Here is an 18,247-nt window from a genome sequence, read left to right on the forward strand (position 1 = left end):
AATAGATGGACAAAATTAGTTCTCCTGCTGAGTTTCAGGTGTCAATACAATCTCCGCGCTTAACGGTGGCGGTATTCAAGGCGGATTGGTGCTCGGATTGCAAATTCATTGATCCGTTCATGCCGGATGTGGAACAGAAATATAGTGACCGCCTTACACTCGTTGAAGTGGATGTCGATGCAGTAGGCGACGTCAGCCAGGAACAGAATATTCTGGGCATTCCGAGCTTTGTCGCGTATACCGATGGACGGGAACTGGTCAGATTCGTGAATAAGCTTCGTAAGTCCCGTGAGGAAATTGAGAATTTCCTGAATACGGCGCTGGATGTTTACCTTAGTATCCACAAGTAATGAAGCAGCACCGCTTTCGCCCTACCCGAGCAGAAGCGGTGTTTTTTTTCTAGAATGGTCTGCGGGCGCAATCATTATACTAATTCATTCCTATAAAAATGCGGGTGATAACATTGACGACCCTTCAATTAAAATGGCTTAGCTATATAACCTGCCTCGTTATGTTTCTGGCGCTGCTCGGCGGAGCGGTGGTTACCAAGACAGGTTCGGGACTGGAATGCGGGAATGAATGGCCGCTGTGTCACGGAAAGCTGATTCCGGCTTATACCGTAGGCTCCCTGATTGAATATACCCATCGCCTGTTCAGCGGACTTGCGGGTCTAATGTCACTGGCTTCCATGTTTGCGTTCTGGCGTTATGCCCGTAAGCGCAGGGATCTGCTTACCTATGCCTTGTTAACCCTTATATTCGTAGTGGTGCAAGGCGGAATGGGAGCGCTTGCGGTAATCAAGTCGCAGTCTGCTGCAGTAATGGCTCTACATATGGGATTCTCGCTGATTGCGTTCGCCAGCTCACTGATGCTTGCGCTTGGAGCCAGACGGATCTACCTTTCTGGGGAAGAGAATAGCACTGCAGAATCGAAAGTTAGCAGGGGCTTCCGTAACTTAACCTGGTTTACTGCGTTATATTCTTATATGGTCGTGTATATTGGAGCTTATGTAAGTCATACCGATTCACAGGGGGGCTGTTCAGGCTGGCCGCTGTGCAACGGGGAATGGATTCCCGAGCTGTCTGGCGGGGTGGGCATTGTGTTCATACACCGGGTTGCAGCGGCGCTGCTGTTCCTGCTGACTGCTATTCTGGGACATCTGGCTTTCTGGAAATACAAAGAGCTGCTGGAGCTGAGGGCTCTGGGTCTTGCTGCAGTGCTGCTCTGCCTGATGCAGGTATTCAGTGGAGCTGCTGTGGTTCATACGCTGTATAATGAACGACTGTACATATTTACCGCGTTGTCGCATATTTTGCTGATTGCCGGTTTGTTTGGGGTTCTATGTTATATGAGTGTCCGTGTCTGGCAGTTAAGCGGAACGGACAAGAAGCGATAAGATTACCGTTAAGGGCATGGGGACAAGGTTCGGGCCCGGTTCGAGGAGGAACGCTTAGTGGGATACGGTAATTTGCGACAATGGATCGAACAGCTCCGCAGAGACAAGGATCTTGCTGTGATTGATGCTCCGGTTGATCCGCATCTGGAGCTGGCCGAGATTCACCGCCGGGTGGCCGGTGAGGAAGGCCCGGCGCTGCTGTTTACTAATGTACAAGGAACGCCGTTCCCGGTTGCAACCAATCTGTTCGGTACTGTCCGCCGGGTGAACAAGGCCTTCGGGACCCGCCCGGAACAGTTAGTGAAATCCATGACGGCAGCTATGGAAACGATGATTCCGCCATCAGCTGCCGGACTATGGAGAGAAAAGGGCCTGCTGCTTGACCTGATCCGAGCAGGAACCAAGAATATACCGCAAGGTGAAGCACCGGTACTAGGCATCTGCCGCAGCAGTAATCCGCTACAGGAATTACCCCGAATTACCAGCTGGCCTAAGGACGGAGGGCCGTTCATCACCCTTCCTCTGGTCTATACAGAGAGCATAACCAACCCCAAAGACCATAATCTCGGGATGTACCGGGTCCAGATTCATGATGACAGCACGACCGGCATTCATTGGCAAATCCATAAAGGGGGCGGCTTCCATCACCGCCAGGCTGAACTGCTAGGGGAGACCCTTCCGGTCTCTGTCTTTATCGGCGGGCCTCCTGCCCTGATTGCAGCTGCTGTTGCCCCGGTTTCAGAGCGGCTTCCTGAATTGATGCTGGCATCCCTTATGCTGGGCGGTAAGCTTCCTATGGTGCAGGACCCGCTGGGCGGTCACCGCATTCCATCAGAAGCCGAATTCTCCATCCGCGGGCGGGTGTCTCCGTTTGAGCGGAGACCGGAAGGCCCTTATGGCAGTCAATCCGGCTATTATTCGCTGCAGCATGATTTTCCTGTGATGCATGTGCAGCGGATGTGGCACCGCAAGGACGCGATATTTCCGGCCACGATTACCGGTAAACCCCGCCAGGAGGATTATTATCTGAAGGATTATCTGCAGCGGCTGCTGGCTCCGGCCTATCCGCTGATGATGCCTTCAGTAAAAGCTCTGTGGGCGTACTCCGAATCCGGCTCAAACGCCTTGGCTTCGGCTGTTGTCAGGGAGAGCTATCCGCGTGAGGGACTGGCTTCGGCTTTCCGTATCCTGGGGGAAGGCCAGCTCTCCTTAACGAAATTCCTGCTCCTGACGAATGAACCGGTTGAGCTTACGGATTTCCCCAAACTGCTGGAAACCGTGCTTGAACGCTTTAATCCGGCATCCGATCTGGTGATCTTCGCTAACACCTCCATGGATACCCTTGATTATACCGGCCGTAAGCTGAATCATGGTAGTAAGGCTGTGATGATGGGCACCGGCAACCCGGTGCGTGAGCTGCCCAGAACCTATACGGAGGGCCTGCTTCCAGCAATCACCGGCGCCGTGCCCTATTGCGGCGGATGTTTAGCCGTTTCCGGAGCATCCTATATAGAAGACCCTGAGCTTCCCGTCAGGCTGGCCGCTTCCTTCAAGGAGAAGAGTACAGCCTGGCCGCTGATTGTTCTGGTGGACGATACTGCAGAAGCGGTGCGCACACAAACCTCCTTCCTGTGGACAGTGTTCACCCGGTTTAATCCGGCGGATGATATCTATGCGGAGACCCATGTACTGCGTAACGCAATCAGCTATTCCCTGCCGATTGTAATAGATGCCCGGATGAAGCCGGGGTACCCGGAGGAGCTGGTTCCGCATGAGGACACGGTTGAACTGGTGAACCGGAACTGGAACCGTTATTTCCCTCTTGTATAGATCTTAAGTATTCTGAGGAGGACAAATATGCTGCGGACATTACTGGGAGAGCCGCCCCGCGAGAACAGTGGGGTACTGGCCGAAGCCATGGACAATATGGCGAAGGTTGCCTCCATGCTGCGCAAGGAGATGAACACACATCAAGACCGTGACCATGAATACCGCAAGCTGGAGATATGGACACGCGGTCTGATCTCATCGCTGGACGAGCTGGAGCAGAGCTGGTTCGCCGCCGCCTTTTACCGGAAGTCGGTGGTTGCCGGTTATATGGATGATATGTCGCCCACGGAGCAGGGAGAGTACGCCAGGTATGTGTATTTCTATAAGGATGGCTTCATCCGGGTGTTCTCCCTGCTGGACAAGCTGGGTACGGTCCTGAACAGTCTGTATGATCTGAATACAGGTAAAGTCAAAGCACATTTCTCTTACTTCACAGTGCTTCGCCAATTTCAACTGCTTCAGGCGCACAACCCGCTGGCCCATGAGCTGGAGAAGATCAGGAGCTCTTACCGCGAACCGGTGGAGAATCTGCGCAAACGGCGCAATGCCGAGATTCACTACATGAACGCTGAGATGACGGATGATCTCTGGCAGCGCCATCAGGGGCTGCATGACAAAATCCAACTGGAGGATCTCGACAGCCATCTGGAGGATTTGAGGCAGAGCCTGGAGATGGTGTGCAAATCTTTGGCGGCAGCCTTCAGGTACAGCAATGAGCAGTGGCACAAGAATAAAGCTGCATCCAGCCAGCGTTCAGAGCACCGACAGCCGTAAAAACTTACCTTTGACAAAGAACCGGAAACTTAATATACTTATGCAAGTATTTACTTCTAACATGAAACGGCATATATAACTTCATACTATAATCTTATCGAGAGCGGCGGAGGGATAGGCCCGATGAAGCCCGGCAACCGATTTGTACACAGCTTAGCTGCTGGCTGCAAATGTCATGGTGCTAATTCCTACAATGCCGCTAGGTTTGCGGTCTTGGCAGATGAGACGGCATTGTTTACTTCACACACACGGCCTCTTCCGATCTGCACGGATCGTAAGAGGTCTTTTTTTGTTATAAATTGCATGGAAGAAGGAGGACGGGGCGATTGATAGAGCTGAAAGATTTAACGAAAGTATACGGTAAGGGAAGCAAGGCCGCAACGGCGCTTTCCGGACTAAGCCTGTCGATTAAGAAGGGGGAGATATTCGGTGTGATCGGCCACTCCGGTGCCGGCAAAAGCACGCTGATCCGCTGCATTAATCTGCTGGAACGTCCGAGCGAGGGTGAAGTATGGGTGGATGGGGTGGAATTGACCGCACTCAGCCAGGGACAGCTGCAGGAGCAGCGGCGCAAGATCGGGATGATCTTTCAGCATTTCAATCTGCTCTCCTCCGCAACCGTCTATGACAATATCGCCTTTCCGCTGCGGCTGGCCGGAACCTCCAAGACGGAGATTGAGCGGAAGGTTCAGGATCTGCTGGCTCTAGTAGGACTTGAGGAGCACCGGAACAAATATCCGGCTCAGCTGTCCGGAGGCCAGAAACAGCGGGTCGGAATCGCCCGTGCTCTGGCGAGCGATCCTGATGTTCTGCTGTGCGATGAAGCGACTTCAGCGCTGGACCCGCAGACAACGGACTCAATTCTGCGCCTGCTGCTGGATATTAACCGGAAATTTCACTTGACGATTGTGCTGATTACGCATGAGATGCATGTTATTCAGAGCATTTGCGACCGGGTGGCTGTCATTCATGGGGGCGGGATTGTGGAGCAGGGCGACGTTGCCCAGGTTTTTCTGAAACCGAGGCATGAGGTTACGAAAGAATTCATCCGCAGTGAAACTCAGGCAGACGGACCGCTGCGGCAAGCGATTGATGCTGTACATGCCGGATATACTAAGGCGGTCAAAATTACTTTTCTCGGGCAAAAGACGTACGAATCGACCCTTTCCCATGTGGCTCAGGGAACCGGAGTTAACTTCGCCATTCTGCAGGGAACCATTTCTACTATCAAGGACGTCCCGTATGGTCAGCTGATCGTCCGGTTTGAAGGGCCATCCGAAGCCGTGGAAGCAACACTTTCCGAGCTTGCGGCTGAAGGCCTTGATGTGGAGGTGATTTCTTAATGGGCGGACTGGATTTTAGCGCGATTAACTGGGAAGAAATGCTTGATGCTACGGTCGCAACTTTAAAAATGTTAGCTTTTTCAGGAATATTCACAATTATCCTTGGTTTACCGCTCGGAATTGTGTTATATTTATGGGGCAAGTCTAATAACACTATTATCAGGGTTGTTTACTCGGTATTATCATTCGTCGTAAATATTCTGCGTTCGGTTCCCTTTATTATTCTGATGGTTGCCCTGATTCCGTTCAGCAAGTCGATTATGGGTACCTCGATAGGCGTACTTGGAACGATTCCGGCGCTGGTGATCGGCGCGGCTCCATTCTTCGCCAGACTGGTAGAGACCGCACTGCGGGAGGTTGACCGTGGGATCATCGAAGCGGCGCAGGGTATGGGAGCATCCACGGGACAGATTGTAATGCGTGTGTTGCTGCCGGAGGCTCGTCCGGGTCTGCTGGCCGGTGTTACGATTACGATTGTTACCCTCGTCTCGTATACCGCAATGTCGGGGATGATAGGCGGCGGCGGTCTGGGTGACCTGGCGATCCGTTACGGCTATTACCGTTATGAGAAGGAAGTCATGATTATCTCGGTGGCCCTGATGGTTATTCTGGTGCAGCTGCTGCAAATGGCCGGTGACCGGCTGGTAAGACATTTTACACGGAAATAAGGTATGTCCATATAGAGCCTTATTCATACAAATTATTGATTAGAGGGGGATTTACAGATGAAAAAAGTACTGCTCACATTCTTCAGCTTGACCATGATATTGGTGCTTGCAGCTTGCGGCAACAATAACGCTGCGAATAACGCGGCAAACTCTGCGGCTACAACGGCGCCAACGGAAGCTGCTGCTGCAGAACCGACCACTGAACCTGCTGCAGAACCGGTAACCCTGGTCATTGGAGCTTCTCCTGTACCGCATGCGGAAATTCTGAAAGCTATTGCTCCGCTGCTTGAAGCACAAGGCATTACGCTTGAGATCAAAGAATTCACGGACTATATCCTTCCGAATACACAGCTTGCCGAGAAGGGGCTGGATGCGAACTTCTTCCAGCACAAACCTTACCTGGATGACCAGAATGCCAAGAACGGCACGGATCTTGTATCTGTAACCGCGGTTCACGTTGAGCCTTTCGGCGCGTATTCCAAAAAGATCAAAGCGATCAGCGAACTGGCTGACGGTGCCAAGGTTGCTATCCCGAATGATGCCACCAACGGCGGACGCGCATTGATCCTGCTGGCTAAGAACGGTCTGATCAAACTGAAGGATGACACCAACATCACTTCCACCAAAGCTGATATCACTGAGAACACTAAGAAGCTTGAAATCATTGAGCTGGATGCAGCAATGCTGCCGCGTCAGCTGGACGAGGTAGATCTGGCGCTGATTAACACCAACTATGCGCTGGAAGCCGGCCTGGTTCCAACCAAGGATGCTTTGTTCATCGAGGGAGCAGATTCCCCTTACGCCAACCTGCTGGTAGCCCGTCCGGACAACAAAGATTCCGATGCGATCCAGAAGCTGGCTGCGGCCCTGAACTCTGCTGAAGCCAAAGCCTTCATCGAAGAGAAATATGAAGGTGCAATTATTCCTGCATTCTAAGCCTAAAACTTAAGCTGAACAACTAAAGAGAAGACCAGAAATGCCCTGTCAGCCGGGAACGGTTAACAGGGCATTTCTGGCCTTTGGGAGGGATGGGTAAGTTTACCGGGAACGCGGCGGGTTGATCCTGCCTGTGAAATCCACTATAATAAAAAAAATCCCGGCCTTCTCAACGGAGGCCGGGATGATCTATGATACGGGATTAGAATACTTGAATAACTTCTTCCACGCCTTCTACTTCTTCAACAAGAGCGCGTTCGATCCCGGCTTTCAGCGTGATCGTGGAGCTTGGGCAACTGCCGCAGGCACCCATAAGCTTCAACTTAACGATGCCGTCTTCTACATCGATCAGTTCGACGTCACCGCCATCGCGCTGCAGGAACGGACGAAGTTTATCGAGCACTTCCAATACTTCATCGTACATGGTTGCACTTTGTACATTCTCACTCATTTCTCAATCACTCCTTTCGTATGTTTATTATAGTACAAAAAGTTAAAAAATAAAATGGTTAGCGCAGAATAGGGAGATCATCATGAGACCAATTATAGAATTTTGTGCCAGTAATATCGGACATGGTACAGAAAAGCTCAAAAATAAGCTGGAGCAAAACCCCGAATACGATGTGGTGGAGTACGGCTGTCTGAACAACTGCGGACAATGTTATCTGCAGCCCTTCGCCATGGTCGACGGGGAGATTATTGAAGCCGAATCCGCCGACGGACTTGAAGAGGCGATTGAGGCAGCCATTAAAGAGGCTGAGGCATGGGATAGCCTTGAAATCGACTAAACCGCAGCCGTGGTTTGGTTGTCCTACCCGAAATGGCGCTTAGACATCCAGAGCACACCGCTTTTGAGCAGGCGCGGAACACGGCCCATGACGGAGCGGCGGCCCATCAGGCCGAAGCCGGCATTTTTACCCAGTGAACCGAGAGTGCCCTTAAGCTTGATCTTGTGCAGCTTCGGCGTCTCACCCCGCCATAGGGCCTGAATAATCTGCCCCACCTGTTCTCCCTGGGCACCTGCGGCTTGTGCGCTTGGTGCGAAGGGCAGGCTGGCGCAATCCCCAATCACGTATACCTCCGGATAGTCGGCCACATTGTAATAATTGCCCACAATGATCCGTCCTCCACGGTCTTTGGGGAGTTCAAGCTGCTGGACCACCTGCACCGGCTGAATGCCGGCAGTCCAGACCGTAACATCAGCAGGAATTGCCTGGGTGCCATTGAAGATGGCATCCTTTTCTACATGGGAGACGGATACCCGTCCTATGGTCTCCACATGATGCTCATTAAACCATTCCTCCACATACTGTGACAGCTTGGCCGGGAAAGAAGACAATACCCGTTCCCCGCGGTCCAGAATGGAGATGTTCAGATCAGGCCGGCTCTCCCGCAGTTCTGAGGCAATCTCAACTCCGCTCAGTCCTCCGCCTACAATGTTGACCGTTCCGTAAGGCTTCACATCGTTCAGCCGGCGGTAGGTTTCGCGGGTCCCGGCAAAGCTCTGAATACTGCAGGCATAGTGCTCGGCTCCGGGAATGTTATGGTAATTATCGGTGCAGCCGAGCGCTATCGCGAGAATATCATAAGATATCGGCTCCCCGGTATCGAGGAATATCACCCGGCTCTCCAGATCGATGGAGCCCACCTGACCATAGCGGATCGTTAAGCGGGGATGAACCGGGAATTGAATCCGCAGATGATAATCCGTTACAGTTCCTGCGGCCAGTGCATAATATTCCGTCTTAATTCCCTGATACGGCATCCGGTCAACCAGGACGATTTCCACATCATGGGGGAGATGGTTGTTAAGTAGCTGCTGAATGAGGGCAAGACCGCCGTAGCCGCCGCCCAGGACAAGTAGAGTTCTCATGCGAACCGATCTTCCTTTCAGGTATGGTGCGAGATGGGCAAGGCAGTTCCGCAGGATTATAGGCTGGTGCGGTTAGTTGTTACTCGTATACTTTAATCTCGTTGTAGAAAGTATCCCGTTCAACCGGAATCCGTCCGGCCCCTTTGACGAGCCAGATCAGCTCTTCACGTGTCAGACCTTCCGGGGTCAATGCGCCTGCAGCATGGCTGATCCGTTCTTTGAGAATCGTGCCATGTACATCTGAAGCTCCGAAGCTGAGGGCGACCTGGGTCAGCTGTGCCCCGATATTAATGAAGTAGGCTTTGATATGGTCAAAGTTATCCAGCATCAGACGGCTTACTGCAATCGTCTTAAGATCCTCGTAAGCAGAGTTCCGGCGCATAATGCCAGCATTCTTGTTCTTAGGCTGCATGGAGAGCGGAATGAACACCATGAATCCGCCCGTTTCGTCCTGCAGCTCGCGGATTTGCAGCATGTGGCGGATGCGGTCCTCGCGGGACTCAATGGAGCCGTACAGCATAGTCGTATGTGTTCTCATACCGATATTATGAGCAGTGCGGTGAACCTCCAGATATTCCTCAACATTGGCTTTGTCCACACGCATTTTTTTGCGGTACTGGTCGGACAGAATCTCTGCCCCTCCCCCGGTAAGGGTCTTCAGTCCGGCGGCGCGCAGTTGCTCCAGTACTTCACGGATGCTAAGGCCGCTGATGCGGGTGAAGAAGTCAATCTCTGCTGCGGTGTAGGCCTTGAGAGTGACGTCAGGGAAGTGCTCGTTCAAAGCTTTTAGCGAATCAACATAGTACTGGAAGGGTACGTTATCATTATGGCCTCCGACAATGTGGAACTCGCGTACGCCGGGATGGATATGCTGCTGCACATATTGCACCATTTCCTCGCCGGAAAGGGTATAAGCGCCGTCTTCTCCCTCATCCTTGCGGAAATTGCAGAATGCGCAGCGGGATTCGCAGACATTGGTGAAATATAGACTCATGTTTTCGATAAAATATACTTTATTCCCGTTTTTTCGCTGGTTAACCTCATTGGCTAATTGCCCGATCGTTAATAAATCATTGCTCTCATATAAATAAACGCCATCTTCCAAATTTAATCTTTCTCCGCCGCGGACCTTCTCAATGATGTTCGCCATCCGGGCATCCATGTGGGGTGTTATAAGGGTAGACATATAATTTCCTCCTGAAGGTTGGCGAGGCAACTGCATCGCAGAATCGTGAGCTAATGAAATGAGCCGGCAGCAGACCGGCATGAAATAGAGGTTAGATGTAACCTCGTGACAAATTTCCGAATTTTTACGTATATCGCTTTTCCTATTATAAACCTCTCCCGGAGGGGGAGCAACCGCCAGAAAACTTAAGGGAACCCGGCATGAAATGCATAACTGCGGTACGTTTGCGACTTGAGGCTAAGAGAATAGTGGAGTATACTTAATTTAAATTATAGAAGTGCAAATTATTTGAACATTACCTGAGGCCTTAGGGCTGGTTGATAAAAGCTATTGCAGAAGTATGCTCACAAAACTTTTGGGAGGTTAAAGTTATGATTAACATTAGTGAATTAGCAGCAGGCCAATTGAAGACCATGCTTGCTGAGCAGGAGGTACCTGATATGTTTCTCCGTCTGGGCGTAACACCCGGGGGCTGCAGCGGATTCTCTTACGCCATGGGCTTCGATGATAACGAAAGCGAGCAAGACGTGTATATGGACATTGAGGGCTTGAAGGTAGTCGTAAGCAAAGACGATATCCGTTACCTCGACGGCCTGGAGATCGACTTCGAAGAATCCGGCATGACCGGCGGCTTCACCATTAACAATCCGAACGCCACTGCTACGTGCGGCTGCGGATCTTCTTTCCGTACGAAGGAAGATGCAGGCAAGCCGGCGGCTGAGCCTTGCTAAGACGGGTAAATGATGGGATGTAGCACTGGTTTTTAGCTTAATGAGCTAAACCGATGCTTTTGGGATGAACTTGTTGGTAAAGTAAGCGTAGGTTGTGAATTGCATAGGAAATTAAGCACACCGCAATTATCATTTTGTGTGTTAACAACCCTAAAATGATCTTGCGAGGATTGCGGCTTCCGAAACCTCTTGAATTGTGTATAATGCAAACTACACTTTCAGGAGGTTTTTTTATGTTGACCAAGAAACAAAGGAGAGCGCCCATTGGAAGACGACCTGACCAAGAGGAGTTTCCAAGGATTGGTTTTTTGCAAGGACTTGATTATGCGATTAATGCCAAACGAGCGGAGGGGCTTAGAGATCGAACGCTAAAGGACTACAATAAGCACTTTGGGTATTTTTTTACATGGCTAACCGAAAGTTACTCCGAAATGCAATTCATCGATGAACTTACACCTACCATTATCCGTGACCACATCAACTATATGAGATACGATGCCAAGCGATACGCTAAGCATAAGTACATTAATTCGGAAAAACAGACAATTGGATTATCTGATACTACGGTCAATATTCGTCTTAGGACATTAAAGGCGATTTTCAACCAACTTCGTAGGGACAAACTTATTGAAATTAATCCCTTTGAATCCGTCAACTTGCTTCGTCAGGACATTGATTTAACAAACTGTCTTGCAGATGAAGAGGTCAAAGCCATATTGAATCAACCTAACCAACGTGATTTTGTAGGGTTCAGGGATTACGTTGGAATGGTGACTATGCTTGATTCTGGATTACGGATTCAGGAATTATTGAGTCTAAGGGCGGGAGATATTGATTTCCAGGCAAGGTTCTTCACAATAGTTGGGGAAGTGAGCAAGAACAGAAAGCCACGCTTAATCCCTTTCTCCAGCTACACTTCTAAATTGCTGCTCCAATTGATCTCGGAGAACAAACAACACTTCAGCACGGATCGCGTTTTCTTATCATGTTTTGGTCAACCCTTGGGAGCAAATCAATTCAATAAGCGCTTGAAATACTATGGTGAAAAGGCTGGGGTTAGCGGTAAGAAGATGACAGCTCATGTATATAGACATACTTGGGCTAAAAACATGACTTTATCTGGTGCAGACCCGTTTTCACTTCAAAAGATGGGGGGCTGGTCAGATATTCGTACTGTGCGGCGCTACATTCAAATGGATACTAGCGATATCAGGAAGAGTCATGATGATCATTCACCAATAAATAAGCTGGTAGGGGCAAAAGGACGAGTATAAGGCTATAACAAGCCCGATTAGTAAGGAGTAAGGAATTGTGCCTAGAACACGACAAGGCTCTACTAGGTACATCTGGTTGCGTCAGAGTGGCATTTAAATGAAGTGAGGCGAAGAACATGGAGCGAGGGGATAAACTAGGCTTGGATGATATGGAATGGCAGCGTAAGACCTGCCAACATATCATTAGAATAATTAAGGACGAGAAAGTGCTGCTGGATGAGGCGTTGCACCCTAAAGTGGTCAAAGCTACGATTGAGTTCATTGATATATTAATGAAAATGGTGTAGGAAGGGAGAGAGAAAATATAGTAAGTCGCTAAGATTTACATGGTCGGGGTTCCATACGATGAACTAAATCGAAACTAAAAAAAGGATATTGCGGATGAAGTAAAAGGCTCAGAAATTGAGCCTTTTTTTAAATGTTCTAGGAGCGTAGAACTTCATGGTAACGGTGTAGGGGGGGGAGTGCTAATTAATAATATGTTGACAATTAAGAAATTTTATTGTATAATAACGACATCTTAACAAGTGTAAAATAAATTAAAAGGATGTTATTTATGACGAAAGACTCATTAAATAAAATAAAAGTCTCTTTTCTTAATAACTATCCCGTATCTACACAAATAGTTTATAAACACTTTTTTGAAAAAGTCTCAACGATGGAATTAATAAAAGGTAAGGACTTGAATAAGTTTGATATTAATGACATCGAAGAGCTAATGAGAAGTTTTTCTATTATATATGTTGGTGTTGCGCGATCTTACGGTACGATAATTTCTTCATACATTAATTGGTGTATTGATCATAATATTATAGAAGGTCCTAATCCGCTTAGTGAGTACAAAACAGAATGGTTTGAGCAATTTATCGATAGTAGTAAAATTCCGATAAGATGGACATATAGTGATATTATTAGAATATGTGATATGTGCGAAAATGCTCAAGATGGTGTGATTTTATTGTTTGCCTTTGAAGGAGTTACAGGACGAGAAAATGCTGAAATGCGGAACATTAAAAAATCTGATTTGAATGTTGAAGATAACACAATACTTTTAACAGATGCGGATGGAAGCCAAAGAACGATTAAACTCTCAGATAAATGTATTAAAGAAGCGATAAGTGCATCGAAGCAAAAAATATATATAAAGAAAAATGGAATGATGATACAGACGGATAATGTTAGAGATCATACTGATTTGATTGATAATGATTATGTAATTCGTTCTTCTATAACTAAAACATTTGAATTAGGACCCGTTAACAAATACGTGATATATAGACGAGTCGCAATAATAGCAGAGTGCTTTGGACTTACTGAACTGAATATTAAGAATATAGTAAGAAGTGGGATGATTTATTATGGGAAATGCTTGAGGGAAGAGCAAGGACAATTAGGAAAAGAGCAACTTTTATTAGTAGCTGAAAAGTTTAAAGTTAAGTCTTTGCATATGGTAAAAACAATTGTAAATGAAGAAAGTATAAAACAACTATATGGAAATTAGTCTTAGTTGTTTTGCATAAATGCAATATAAAATAAAAAGAGGAGATGTGTTAATGAACGATGTAATTGATTTTTCTATGTATGACTCTTTCGATCCAGAGGCATTTGATGATGAGGAATATGATGTTAGCATTAAAAAGATTGCCAAGAAAATTAAAAAACTGATTAAAAAAAACAGGAAATTAATTCCTGAGATGAATGATTTAAAAAAAGACATAAATGATGAGTTGGAGAGGGTCATTAAATTTAATAGCCATGATTATTATGATGATCATAATGTAGCTTATGACCAACTTGAATGTAACAAAATAATGATGTCATTTACATTGAATAATTTTGAAATATGTAGATTATTAGGTCTCTTGAAAAGGGTAGACTCTACAAAGTTTGATAAATTTAATGAAGAAAGACTAAGTTTAATTATATAGTTTTTTTCAAGTGCAAAATAAAACAAATTGAAAGCGAGGAAATTATTTGAACAATCTGAACAACCATGAAATGCAGAGGGCAGAGGCTGTGCTGAGCAGCCTCCACCCTATAGCTTACGAGGACACATTAAATGTACTTAAGAGTTATGTGACTGCGTGTAACAAGCAAAAAGATGTTCATTGGGTGTGCGATTCTGCACCAGGGCAAGGGAAAACGACTGCATTAAAAGCACTGACAAAGGAAATGGCTTTGAAGCGAGCGGCAAACCCACTACTCATAGTGTTCAATAACAAGGACACCATGAATAGCTATTACGAGGAGATTAGTGAATTTGCACGTAAGCATCACAGACCGTTCCTGATTCAATACTTGAATGAGGATAATTTTACTAGGGTCTATGATGAAGTCGATCAATATCAAGTTCTCTGCATCACTCAGCAGCGGTTACGTGATCTTCGTCTTGGCTATGGTGACTCTTGCAAAATTATGTATGAGGCGAAAGAAGGACAACGAGCTAGAGAACGATTGCTTATCATTGATGAAACGCCCGTTTTCATGAACGATGCCGACTTTGATATCTCAAGTAAAGATAATGCAGTTGATTGGTTTGACCACTTGGGAGATGTTAGTTCTTTAGACGAAGAAGATATGCACTTCGGGAGAATTCTTATTAACAAACTTATTGCAAAGGAGATGGAAAGTGGGGAGCAGATCACGAAAAATTTATTCAGATATATTGAGGGTGGAGAGTCTGGAGTTAGGCTGAATGAGATATTGAGTAAGCTTAAATTGGATACTGCAAAGCGGGAGCATGTTGATAAGTACAAATGGTTTCTTAAGTTATTGCGACAAGATAATGTGGGAGTACTCGAAAGATCGAAGTATGGTACTAAGATTATGTGTGCAGAGGCTATAGATTATAAACCAATGGGTAATATTCTCATTTTAGATGGTACGAGTTATCTCATGCCTAGCTTCTATAGCGGCTACATTATGAAAGAGGTTAAGAATTATCATAATTACAAGGGTAGACTCAATCTTCATCATAGAGCAATAAGTACATCGGCTTCAAGCAGAACTCCTGAGACCATAGAATTGATATCCGAAGATGTGATTATGCTTCGTACGAAGTATGGTAAGGTTTTGCCTTTGATGGCTAAAAGTGATGTCCAAAGATACATTGATATGAAGGTCTTTGCTGAGAATCAAATCTCACTCTTTGAGACAAAGACGATTCGTGATTTTACGGAATCTCACAGTGAAATGCCATTAAATATTTTTAATACGGTAGGCAAAAATGTATTGAGTGACTTTGATTCGCTTGCTTTATTGAACCTGCCTATAAGACACCCATCTTCTTATAAGAAATATGCAATAGCTTTGTTCGGAACCGAAACCAACATTAGAATCAATGATGGAAACTTTTCGAATTGGTTTGAAGATGAAGTGGTTCAAGGTTTATATGAGGAAATGTTCATGGCAGATATCGTACAGATCATTCATAGATGTGCGCTGCGTAATATAAATGAGACTACGCCAGTTCACATTTTCTTGTACACAAATCAAAAAAGATGGGTTGAGCGATTACAAGAGCATTTTGGATTACCGAATCGTAACATGACGAAGGTTCAACTTAGAAGCAAAGTGCAGGAGAAGTTTAAAAATGATTGCGAGACATGGGCTGTGAAAAGCCTTGAATATTGCAAAGCTGAACTGAAAGTAAATAATACCCCTTTTGGAGTTAGTGTTTACTCATCAGCAATAGGTGGAAAAAAATTAAAAGAGTGGATGAAGTCAAACTGGAACGATGAGATTAAGAGAGAGAAAATCATTGAGGCGTTTGAGAATAAAGGAGTAAAGATAAGAGTAGCCAGCAATGGATATAAAATGATTGAATATAATGAATAATATGGAATTTAGTTGAATTTAGAAGTGGGGTGTTTTACTACTATCACAGGGAAAAAACACCCCACTTTGATATTGAACTATTATGAGAGGAGAAATCAGAGTCTATACAAAGGAACAGAAGAAACGAGCAAGACAGTCAAGTTTAGTCGAGCTATGCGAAAGACAAGGGATAATGCTTCAAGCTGAAGGTTATGACAACTATAGAGTGCCGAAATATGGTGGGTTGATAATCAAAGACAATTTTTATTACTGGAATGCAACGGGAGAACAAGGTAGTGCCATAGATTTTTGCATGAAGATATTGGGGATGCCCTTTGTCGATGCTGTGGAGGAGTTACTCATGTGTTCGGAACTTGATGCTGACCAACAGGAAGTCACCCGCCTTCGGCGTGTGAAGGCGAAACAGGAAAGAAGGTTTGAGCTGCCGGGTAAGGCTCCAATAGGTGCGAGTGTTGTCTACCTAACTAAGCATCGAAAAATCCCCATGAAAATAGTACGAGAGATGATTAATCTTAAGCTACTATACCAGGATGAAAATGCAAACTGTGTATTTCCATGTTATGACAAGATAGATGAGGCGAGAGGAGCAATCATTCGAGGAACCAATAAAGACAAGATTTACAAAGGCAAGGCAGAAGGTAGTGATGGGAAATACGGCTGGGTCATACGTCCGGTCAATTCCTCAGACAAAGTGATTGTTTTTGAGGCGCCGATTGATGCTATGTCCTTCTTACAACTCTACCCAAAAGCCAGATCACATCACGTTCTTGCTTTAGGTGGTTTAGATATGGAAACATTAGAGACTTTCTTGGAGGAGAACAGAGAGGTTACAGAAATATGGATGGCTTTGGACAATGATGAACCCGCAAGAAAAGCTATTGCTGGTTTTATTGAGAAAAAGAGTGTAGGTTACTCTGTTCATGAATTTTATCCTACAGGTGATTTAAAGGATTGGAATGAACAATTGGTGCAGCAAGGTGACTGAACCTTCTTTCCAGTTTCGCCAGCCTGCCGTAGGCAGGCTAAGGATTGGCAAAGGATTTTAAGACAGCGATGTAATAAAACAAGGTGAGAAGCTTGTAAATATATAAAGGATGATAAATTGTGAAAAATAGTGCGAATGTAAAAATAAATATAAAAAATAACCAAATTCAAAATCCGTTGACAAAAGCCCTGGCTAATATTTTTTCGAATGAAGAGTATAACGTAAGAGCCATTCTGGTTGATAATGAACCGTGGTTTGTATTGAGTGACGTATGCAAAGTGTTAGGAATTGGAAATCCCAGTGATGTAAAAGGTAGACTAGACGACGATGATTATTCAATCGAGACCCTTCAAACTGCAGGTGGCATGCAGCGAATGATTACCATCAATGAAAATGGATTATACGATGTGATATTGGAGTCAAAAAAACCAGTGGCTAAGACATTTCGTAAGTGGATTACCAAAGAAGTTATACCTTCTATTCGTAAAAGCGGAAGTTATAATGCTCAAACAAATGAATATTTGTCTATGTCCGAAGAAGATAGAATTATTGCGTATTTTACTAAGGTAAAGGCTGATAAGGAGCTGCTTAGACTCGCAGAACAAAATAAGCTTACACAGTGATTAAAGAGAAACCCAATATCTTAATGACGTATTGGGTTCTCTTAAATGTAGTCATGAATTTAGAGAGTCCAATTTTGGACCCTCCTCATATCTGAGTAAACAAAACAAGGAATTACCAAAGGATTATATCATACAAGATGGATTTGAATTCCTGGTCATAGGATATACAATCAAAAATATTGATTGTGGTCCTGAATTTCGAAGGAGGTATGTTGGAATGATGCCCTTGTTTGCTAAACTCAATTTTGCGTTGGTTGATTAAACTGATGGTAAAGGCGAACTTAGACAAAAATACCACATTTCAATTTATCCCATAGTAAAGTAGCTAATTTAGAAATTAGCGAATTGATAATTTTCTTGTCAAAGAATGTATAATAATGATATATTATAGATGCGAGATTGGGAAACATCCTCTGTAATAGCAATATTGCCCTAGTGGCGAGAAGTTGACTGCCCGATATTCGATTTTCCTCTGATGTCGCGGCGATAATGCTCACTGAAGATTGAGCAGAGGTCTAAAAGGGTTAGAGTTGATTCGATTCTGTCCCAAAGTCCATACCCTACTAACTATTTTTTATTGATGCAGAGGGGGCATTTATGCCTACCAATAATAATAGGGGGATAAACAAATGGACACTCGTAAGAATCGTTTGGAAAAAGCAAGAAAGAAGAGGAGAATCGCGAGAAATCGTAAAATTGGACGTGCAGTTGTTAAAGGATTGAAATATATACCTGTATCTTGGGTGCAATATTTGTTCATCCACAACTCTAATACGTTCAATGGATACCTT

General features: G+C 45.7%; 19 protein-coding genes and 1 riboswitch. Of the genes, 16 read left to right on the forward strand and 3 right to left on the reverse strand.

Translation table 11 applies throughout. The annotated features are described in order from the left end of the window. The first annotated feature begins 5 nt into the window (after positions 1 to 5). The 7 genes from MHI42_RS26215 (at position 6) to MHI42_RS26245 (ending at position 6,947) form a co-directional block, all read left to right on the forward strand. Positions 6 to 350, forward strand: a complete 345-nt coding sequence (locus MHI42_RS26215; protein WP_039307230.1) for a thioredoxin family protein — start codon at positions 6 to 8, stop codon at positions 348 to 350. 113 nt (positions 351 to 463) lie between these two features. Further along, positions 464 to 1,396: a COX15/CtaA family protein gene (locus tag MHI42_RS26220; protein WP_342421097.1), complete on the forward strand. Its 933-nt coding sequence runs from the start codon at positions 464 to 466 to the stop codon at positions 1,394 to 1,396. A gap of 57 nt (positions 1,397 to 1,453) precedes the next feature. Next, positions 1,454 to 3,226 (forward strand): UbiD family decarboxylase, encoded by a 1,773-nt coding sequence (locus tag MHI42_RS26225; protein WP_171720121.1) that lies wholly within the window; start codon positions 1,454 to 1,456, stop codon positions 3,224 to 3,226. Between the two features lie 27 nt (positions 3,227 to 3,253). Beyond that, positions 3,254 to 4,000 (forward strand): Cthe_2314 family HEPN domain-containing protein, encoded by a 747-nt coding sequence (locus MHI42_RS26230; RefSeq protein WP_171720120.1) that lies wholly within the window; start codon positions 3,254 to 3,256, stop codon positions 3,998 to 4,000. Positions 4,001 to 4,091: 91 nt separating this feature from the next. Beyond that, positions 4,092 to 4,227: riboswitch (SAM riboswitch) on the forward strand. A 99-nt stretch (positions 4,228 to 4,326) separates the two neighbouring features. Continuing rightward, on the forward strand, positions 4,327 to 5,343 hold the full coding sequence (locus MHI42_RS26235; protein WP_042139824.1) for a methionine ABC transporter ATP-binding protein: 1,017 nt from the start codon (positions 4,327 to 4,329) through the stop codon (positions 5,341 to 5,343). Next, a complete protein-coding gene (locus tag MHI42_RS26240; protein ID WP_039307238.1) occupies positions 5,343 to 6,011 on the forward strand; it encodes a methionine ABC transporter permease in 669 nt (222 codons plus the stop codon). Before MHI42_RS26235 ends, MHI42_RS26240 begins: the two co-directional genes overlap by 1 nt. Before the next feature lie 57 nt (positions 6,012 to 6,068). After that, the gene (locus MHI42_RS26245; protein ID WP_171720119.1) at positions 6,069 to 6,947 is read left to right on the forward strand and encodes a MetQ/NlpA family ABC transporter substrate-binding protein; all 879 of its coding nucleotides are present in this window, start codon (positions 6,069 to 6,071) and stop codon (positions 6,945 to 6,947) included. Between the two features lie 202 nt (positions 6,948 to 7,149). Here MHI42_RS26245 and MHI42_RS26250 read toward each other — a convergent pair whose 3' ends face one another. Further along, positions 7,150 to 7,398: a NifU family protein gene (locus MHI42_RS26250; protein ID WP_039307240.1), complete on the reverse strand. Its 249-nt coding sequence runs from the start codon at positions 7,396 to 7,398 to the stop codon at positions 7,150 to 7,152. An 82-nt stretch (positions 7,399 to 7,480) separates the two neighbouring features. On the opposite strand from MHI42_RS26250, the gene MHI42_RS26255 reads away from it, so the two are divergent. Beyond that, positions 7,481 to 7,735: a YuzB family protein gene (locus MHI42_RS26255; RefSeq protein WP_039307242.1), complete on the forward strand. Its 255-nt coding sequence runs from the start codon at positions 7,481 to 7,483 to the stop codon at positions 7,733 to 7,735. A 23-nt stretch (positions 7,736 to 7,758) separates the two neighbouring features. Here the strand turns inward: MHI42_RS26255 and MHI42_RS26260 are convergent, their stop codons facing one another. Continuing rightward, entirely contained in the window at positions 7,759 to 8,820 is a 1,062-nt protein-coding gene (locus MHI42_RS26260; protein WP_042139820.1) for an NAD(P)/FAD-dependent oxidoreductase, read from the reverse strand. 79 nt (positions 8,821 to 8,899) lie between these two features. Next, the gene (gene mqnE, locus MHI42_RS26265) at positions 8,900 to 10,006 is read right to left on the reverse strand and encodes an aminofutalosine synthase MqnE (protein WP_039307245.1); all 1,107 of its coding nucleotides are present in this window, start codon (positions 10,004 to 10,006) and stop codon (positions 8,900 to 8,902) included. A gap of 371 nt (positions 10,007 to 10,377) precedes the next feature. Here mqnE and MHI42_RS26270 point away from each other — a divergent pair, with 371 nt between their 5' ends. The 8 genes from MHI42_RS26270 (at position 10,378) to MHI42_RS26305 (ending at position 17,456) form a co-directional block, all read left to right on the forward strand. Further along, entirely contained in the window at positions 10,378 to 10,737 is a 360-nt protein-coding gene (locus MHI42_RS26270; RefSeq protein WP_039307246.1) for an iron-sulfur cluster assembly accessory protein, read from the forward strand. 233 nt (positions 10,738 to 10,970) lie between these two features. Then, the gene (locus tag MHI42_RS26275; protein ID WP_342421098.1) at positions 10,971 to 12,011 is read left to right on the forward strand and encodes a tyrosine-type recombinase/integrase; all 1,041 of its coding nucleotides are present in this window, start codon (positions 10,971 to 10,973) and stop codon (positions 12,009 to 12,011) included. A gap of 116 nt (positions 12,012 to 12,127) precedes the next feature. Next, positions 12,128 to 12,298 (forward strand): hypothetical protein, encoded by a 171-nt coding sequence (locus MHI42_RS26280; RefSeq protein ID WP_342421099.1) that lies wholly within the window; start codon positions 12,128 to 12,130, stop codon positions 12,296 to 12,298. 269 nt (positions 12,299 to 12,567) lie between these two features. After that, a complete protein-coding gene (locus MHI42_RS26285) occupies positions 12,568 to 13,512 on the forward strand; it encodes a hypothetical protein (protein ID WP_342421100.1) in 945 nt (314 codons plus the stop codon). A 52-nt stretch (positions 13,513 to 13,564) separates the two neighbouring features. Next, a complete protein-coding gene (locus MHI42_RS26290) occupies positions 13,565 to 13,939 on the forward strand; it encodes a hypothetical protein (protein WP_342421101.1) in 375 nt (124 codons plus the stop codon). 46 nt (positions 13,940 to 13,985) lie between these two features. Further along, a complete protein-coding gene (locus MHI42_RS26295) occupies positions 13,986 to 15,848 on the forward strand; it encodes a DEAD/DEAH box helicase family protein (protein WP_342421102.1) in 1,863 nt (620 codons plus the stop codon). 82 nt (positions 15,849 to 15,930) lie between these two features. Continuing rightward, a complete protein-coding gene (locus MHI42_RS26300) occupies positions 15,931 to 16,833 on the forward strand; it encodes a DUF3991 domain-containing protein (protein WP_342421103.1) in 903 nt (300 codons plus the stop codon). Between the two features lie 119 nt (positions 16,834 to 16,952). Further along, the gene (locus MHI42_RS26305) at positions 16,953 to 17,456 is read left to right on the forward strand and encodes a BRO family protein (protein ID WP_342421104.1); all 504 of its coding nucleotides are present in this window, start codon (positions 16,953 to 16,955) and stop codon (positions 17,454 to 17,456) included. Positions 17,457 to 18,247 lie beyond the last annotated feature (791 nt).

This window comes from Paenibacillus sp. FSL E2-0178, assembly GCF_038593005.1.
GTDB lineage: Bacteria > Bacillota > Bacilli > Paenibacillales > Paenibacillaceae > Paenibacillus_AQ > Paenibacillus_AQ phytohabitans.

What these genes read in the sequence shown, in the direction of transcription:
- MHI42_RS26215 (WP_039307230.1), top strand. Translation starts at nt 6, where the DNA reads ATGGACAAAATTAGTTCTCCTGCTGAGTTTCAGGTGTCAATACAATCT.
- MHI42_RS26230 (WP_171720120.1), top strand. Translation starts at nt 3,254, where the DNA reads ATGCTGCGGACATTACTGGGAGAGCCGCCCCGCGAGAACAGTGGGGTA.
- MHI42_RS26240 (WP_039307238.1), top strand. Translation starts at nt 5,343, where the DNA reads ATGGGCGGACTGGATTTTAGCGCGATTAACTGGGAAGAAATGCTTGAT.
- MHI42_RS26245 (WP_171720119.1), top strand. Translation starts at nt 6,069, where the DNA reads ATGAAAAAAGTACTGCTCACATTCTTCAGCTTGACCATGATATTGGTG.
- MHI42_RS26250 (WP_039307240.1), bottom strand. Translation starts at nt 7,398, where the DNA reads ATGAGTGAGAATGTACAAAGTGCAACCATGTACGATGAAGTATTGGAA.
- MHI42_RS26255 (WP_039307242.1), top strand. Translation starts at nt 7,481, where the DNA reads ATGAGACCAATTATAGAATTTTGTGCCAGTAATATCGGACATGGTACA.
- MHI42_RS26260 (WP_042139820.1), bottom strand. Translation starts at nt 8,820, where the DNA reads ATGAGAACTCTACTTGTCCTGGGCGGCGGCTACGGCGGTCTTGCCCTC.
- mqnE (WP_039307245.1), bottom strand. Translation starts at nt 10,006, where the DNA reads ATGTCTACCCTTATAACACCCCACATGGATGCCCGGATGGCGAACATC.
- MHI42_RS26270 (WP_039307246.1), top strand. Translation starts at nt 10,378, where the DNA reads ATGATTAACATTAGTGAATTAGCAGCAGGCCAATTGAAGACCATGCTT.
- MHI42_RS26275 (WP_342421098.1), top strand. Translation starts at nt 10,971, where the DNA reads ATGTTGACCAAGAAACAAAGGAGAGCGCCCATTGGAAGACGACCTGAC.
- MHI42_RS26280 (WP_342421099.1), top strand. Translation starts at nt 12,128, where the DNA reads ATGGAGCGAGGGGATAAACTAGGCTTGGATGATATGGAATGGCAGCGT.
- MHI42_RS26285 (WP_342421100.1), top strand. Translation starts at nt 12,568, where the DNA reads ATGACGAAAGACTCATTAAATAAAATAAAAGTCTCTTTTCTTAATAAC.
- MHI42_RS26290 (WP_342421101.1), top strand. Translation starts at nt 13,565, where the DNA reads ATGAACGATGTAATTGATTTTTCTATGTATGACTCTTTCGATCCAGAG.
- MHI42_RS26300 (WP_342421103.1), top strand. Translation starts at nt 15,931, where the DNA reads ATGAGAGGAGAAATCAGAGTCTATACAAAGGAACAGAAGAAACGAGCA.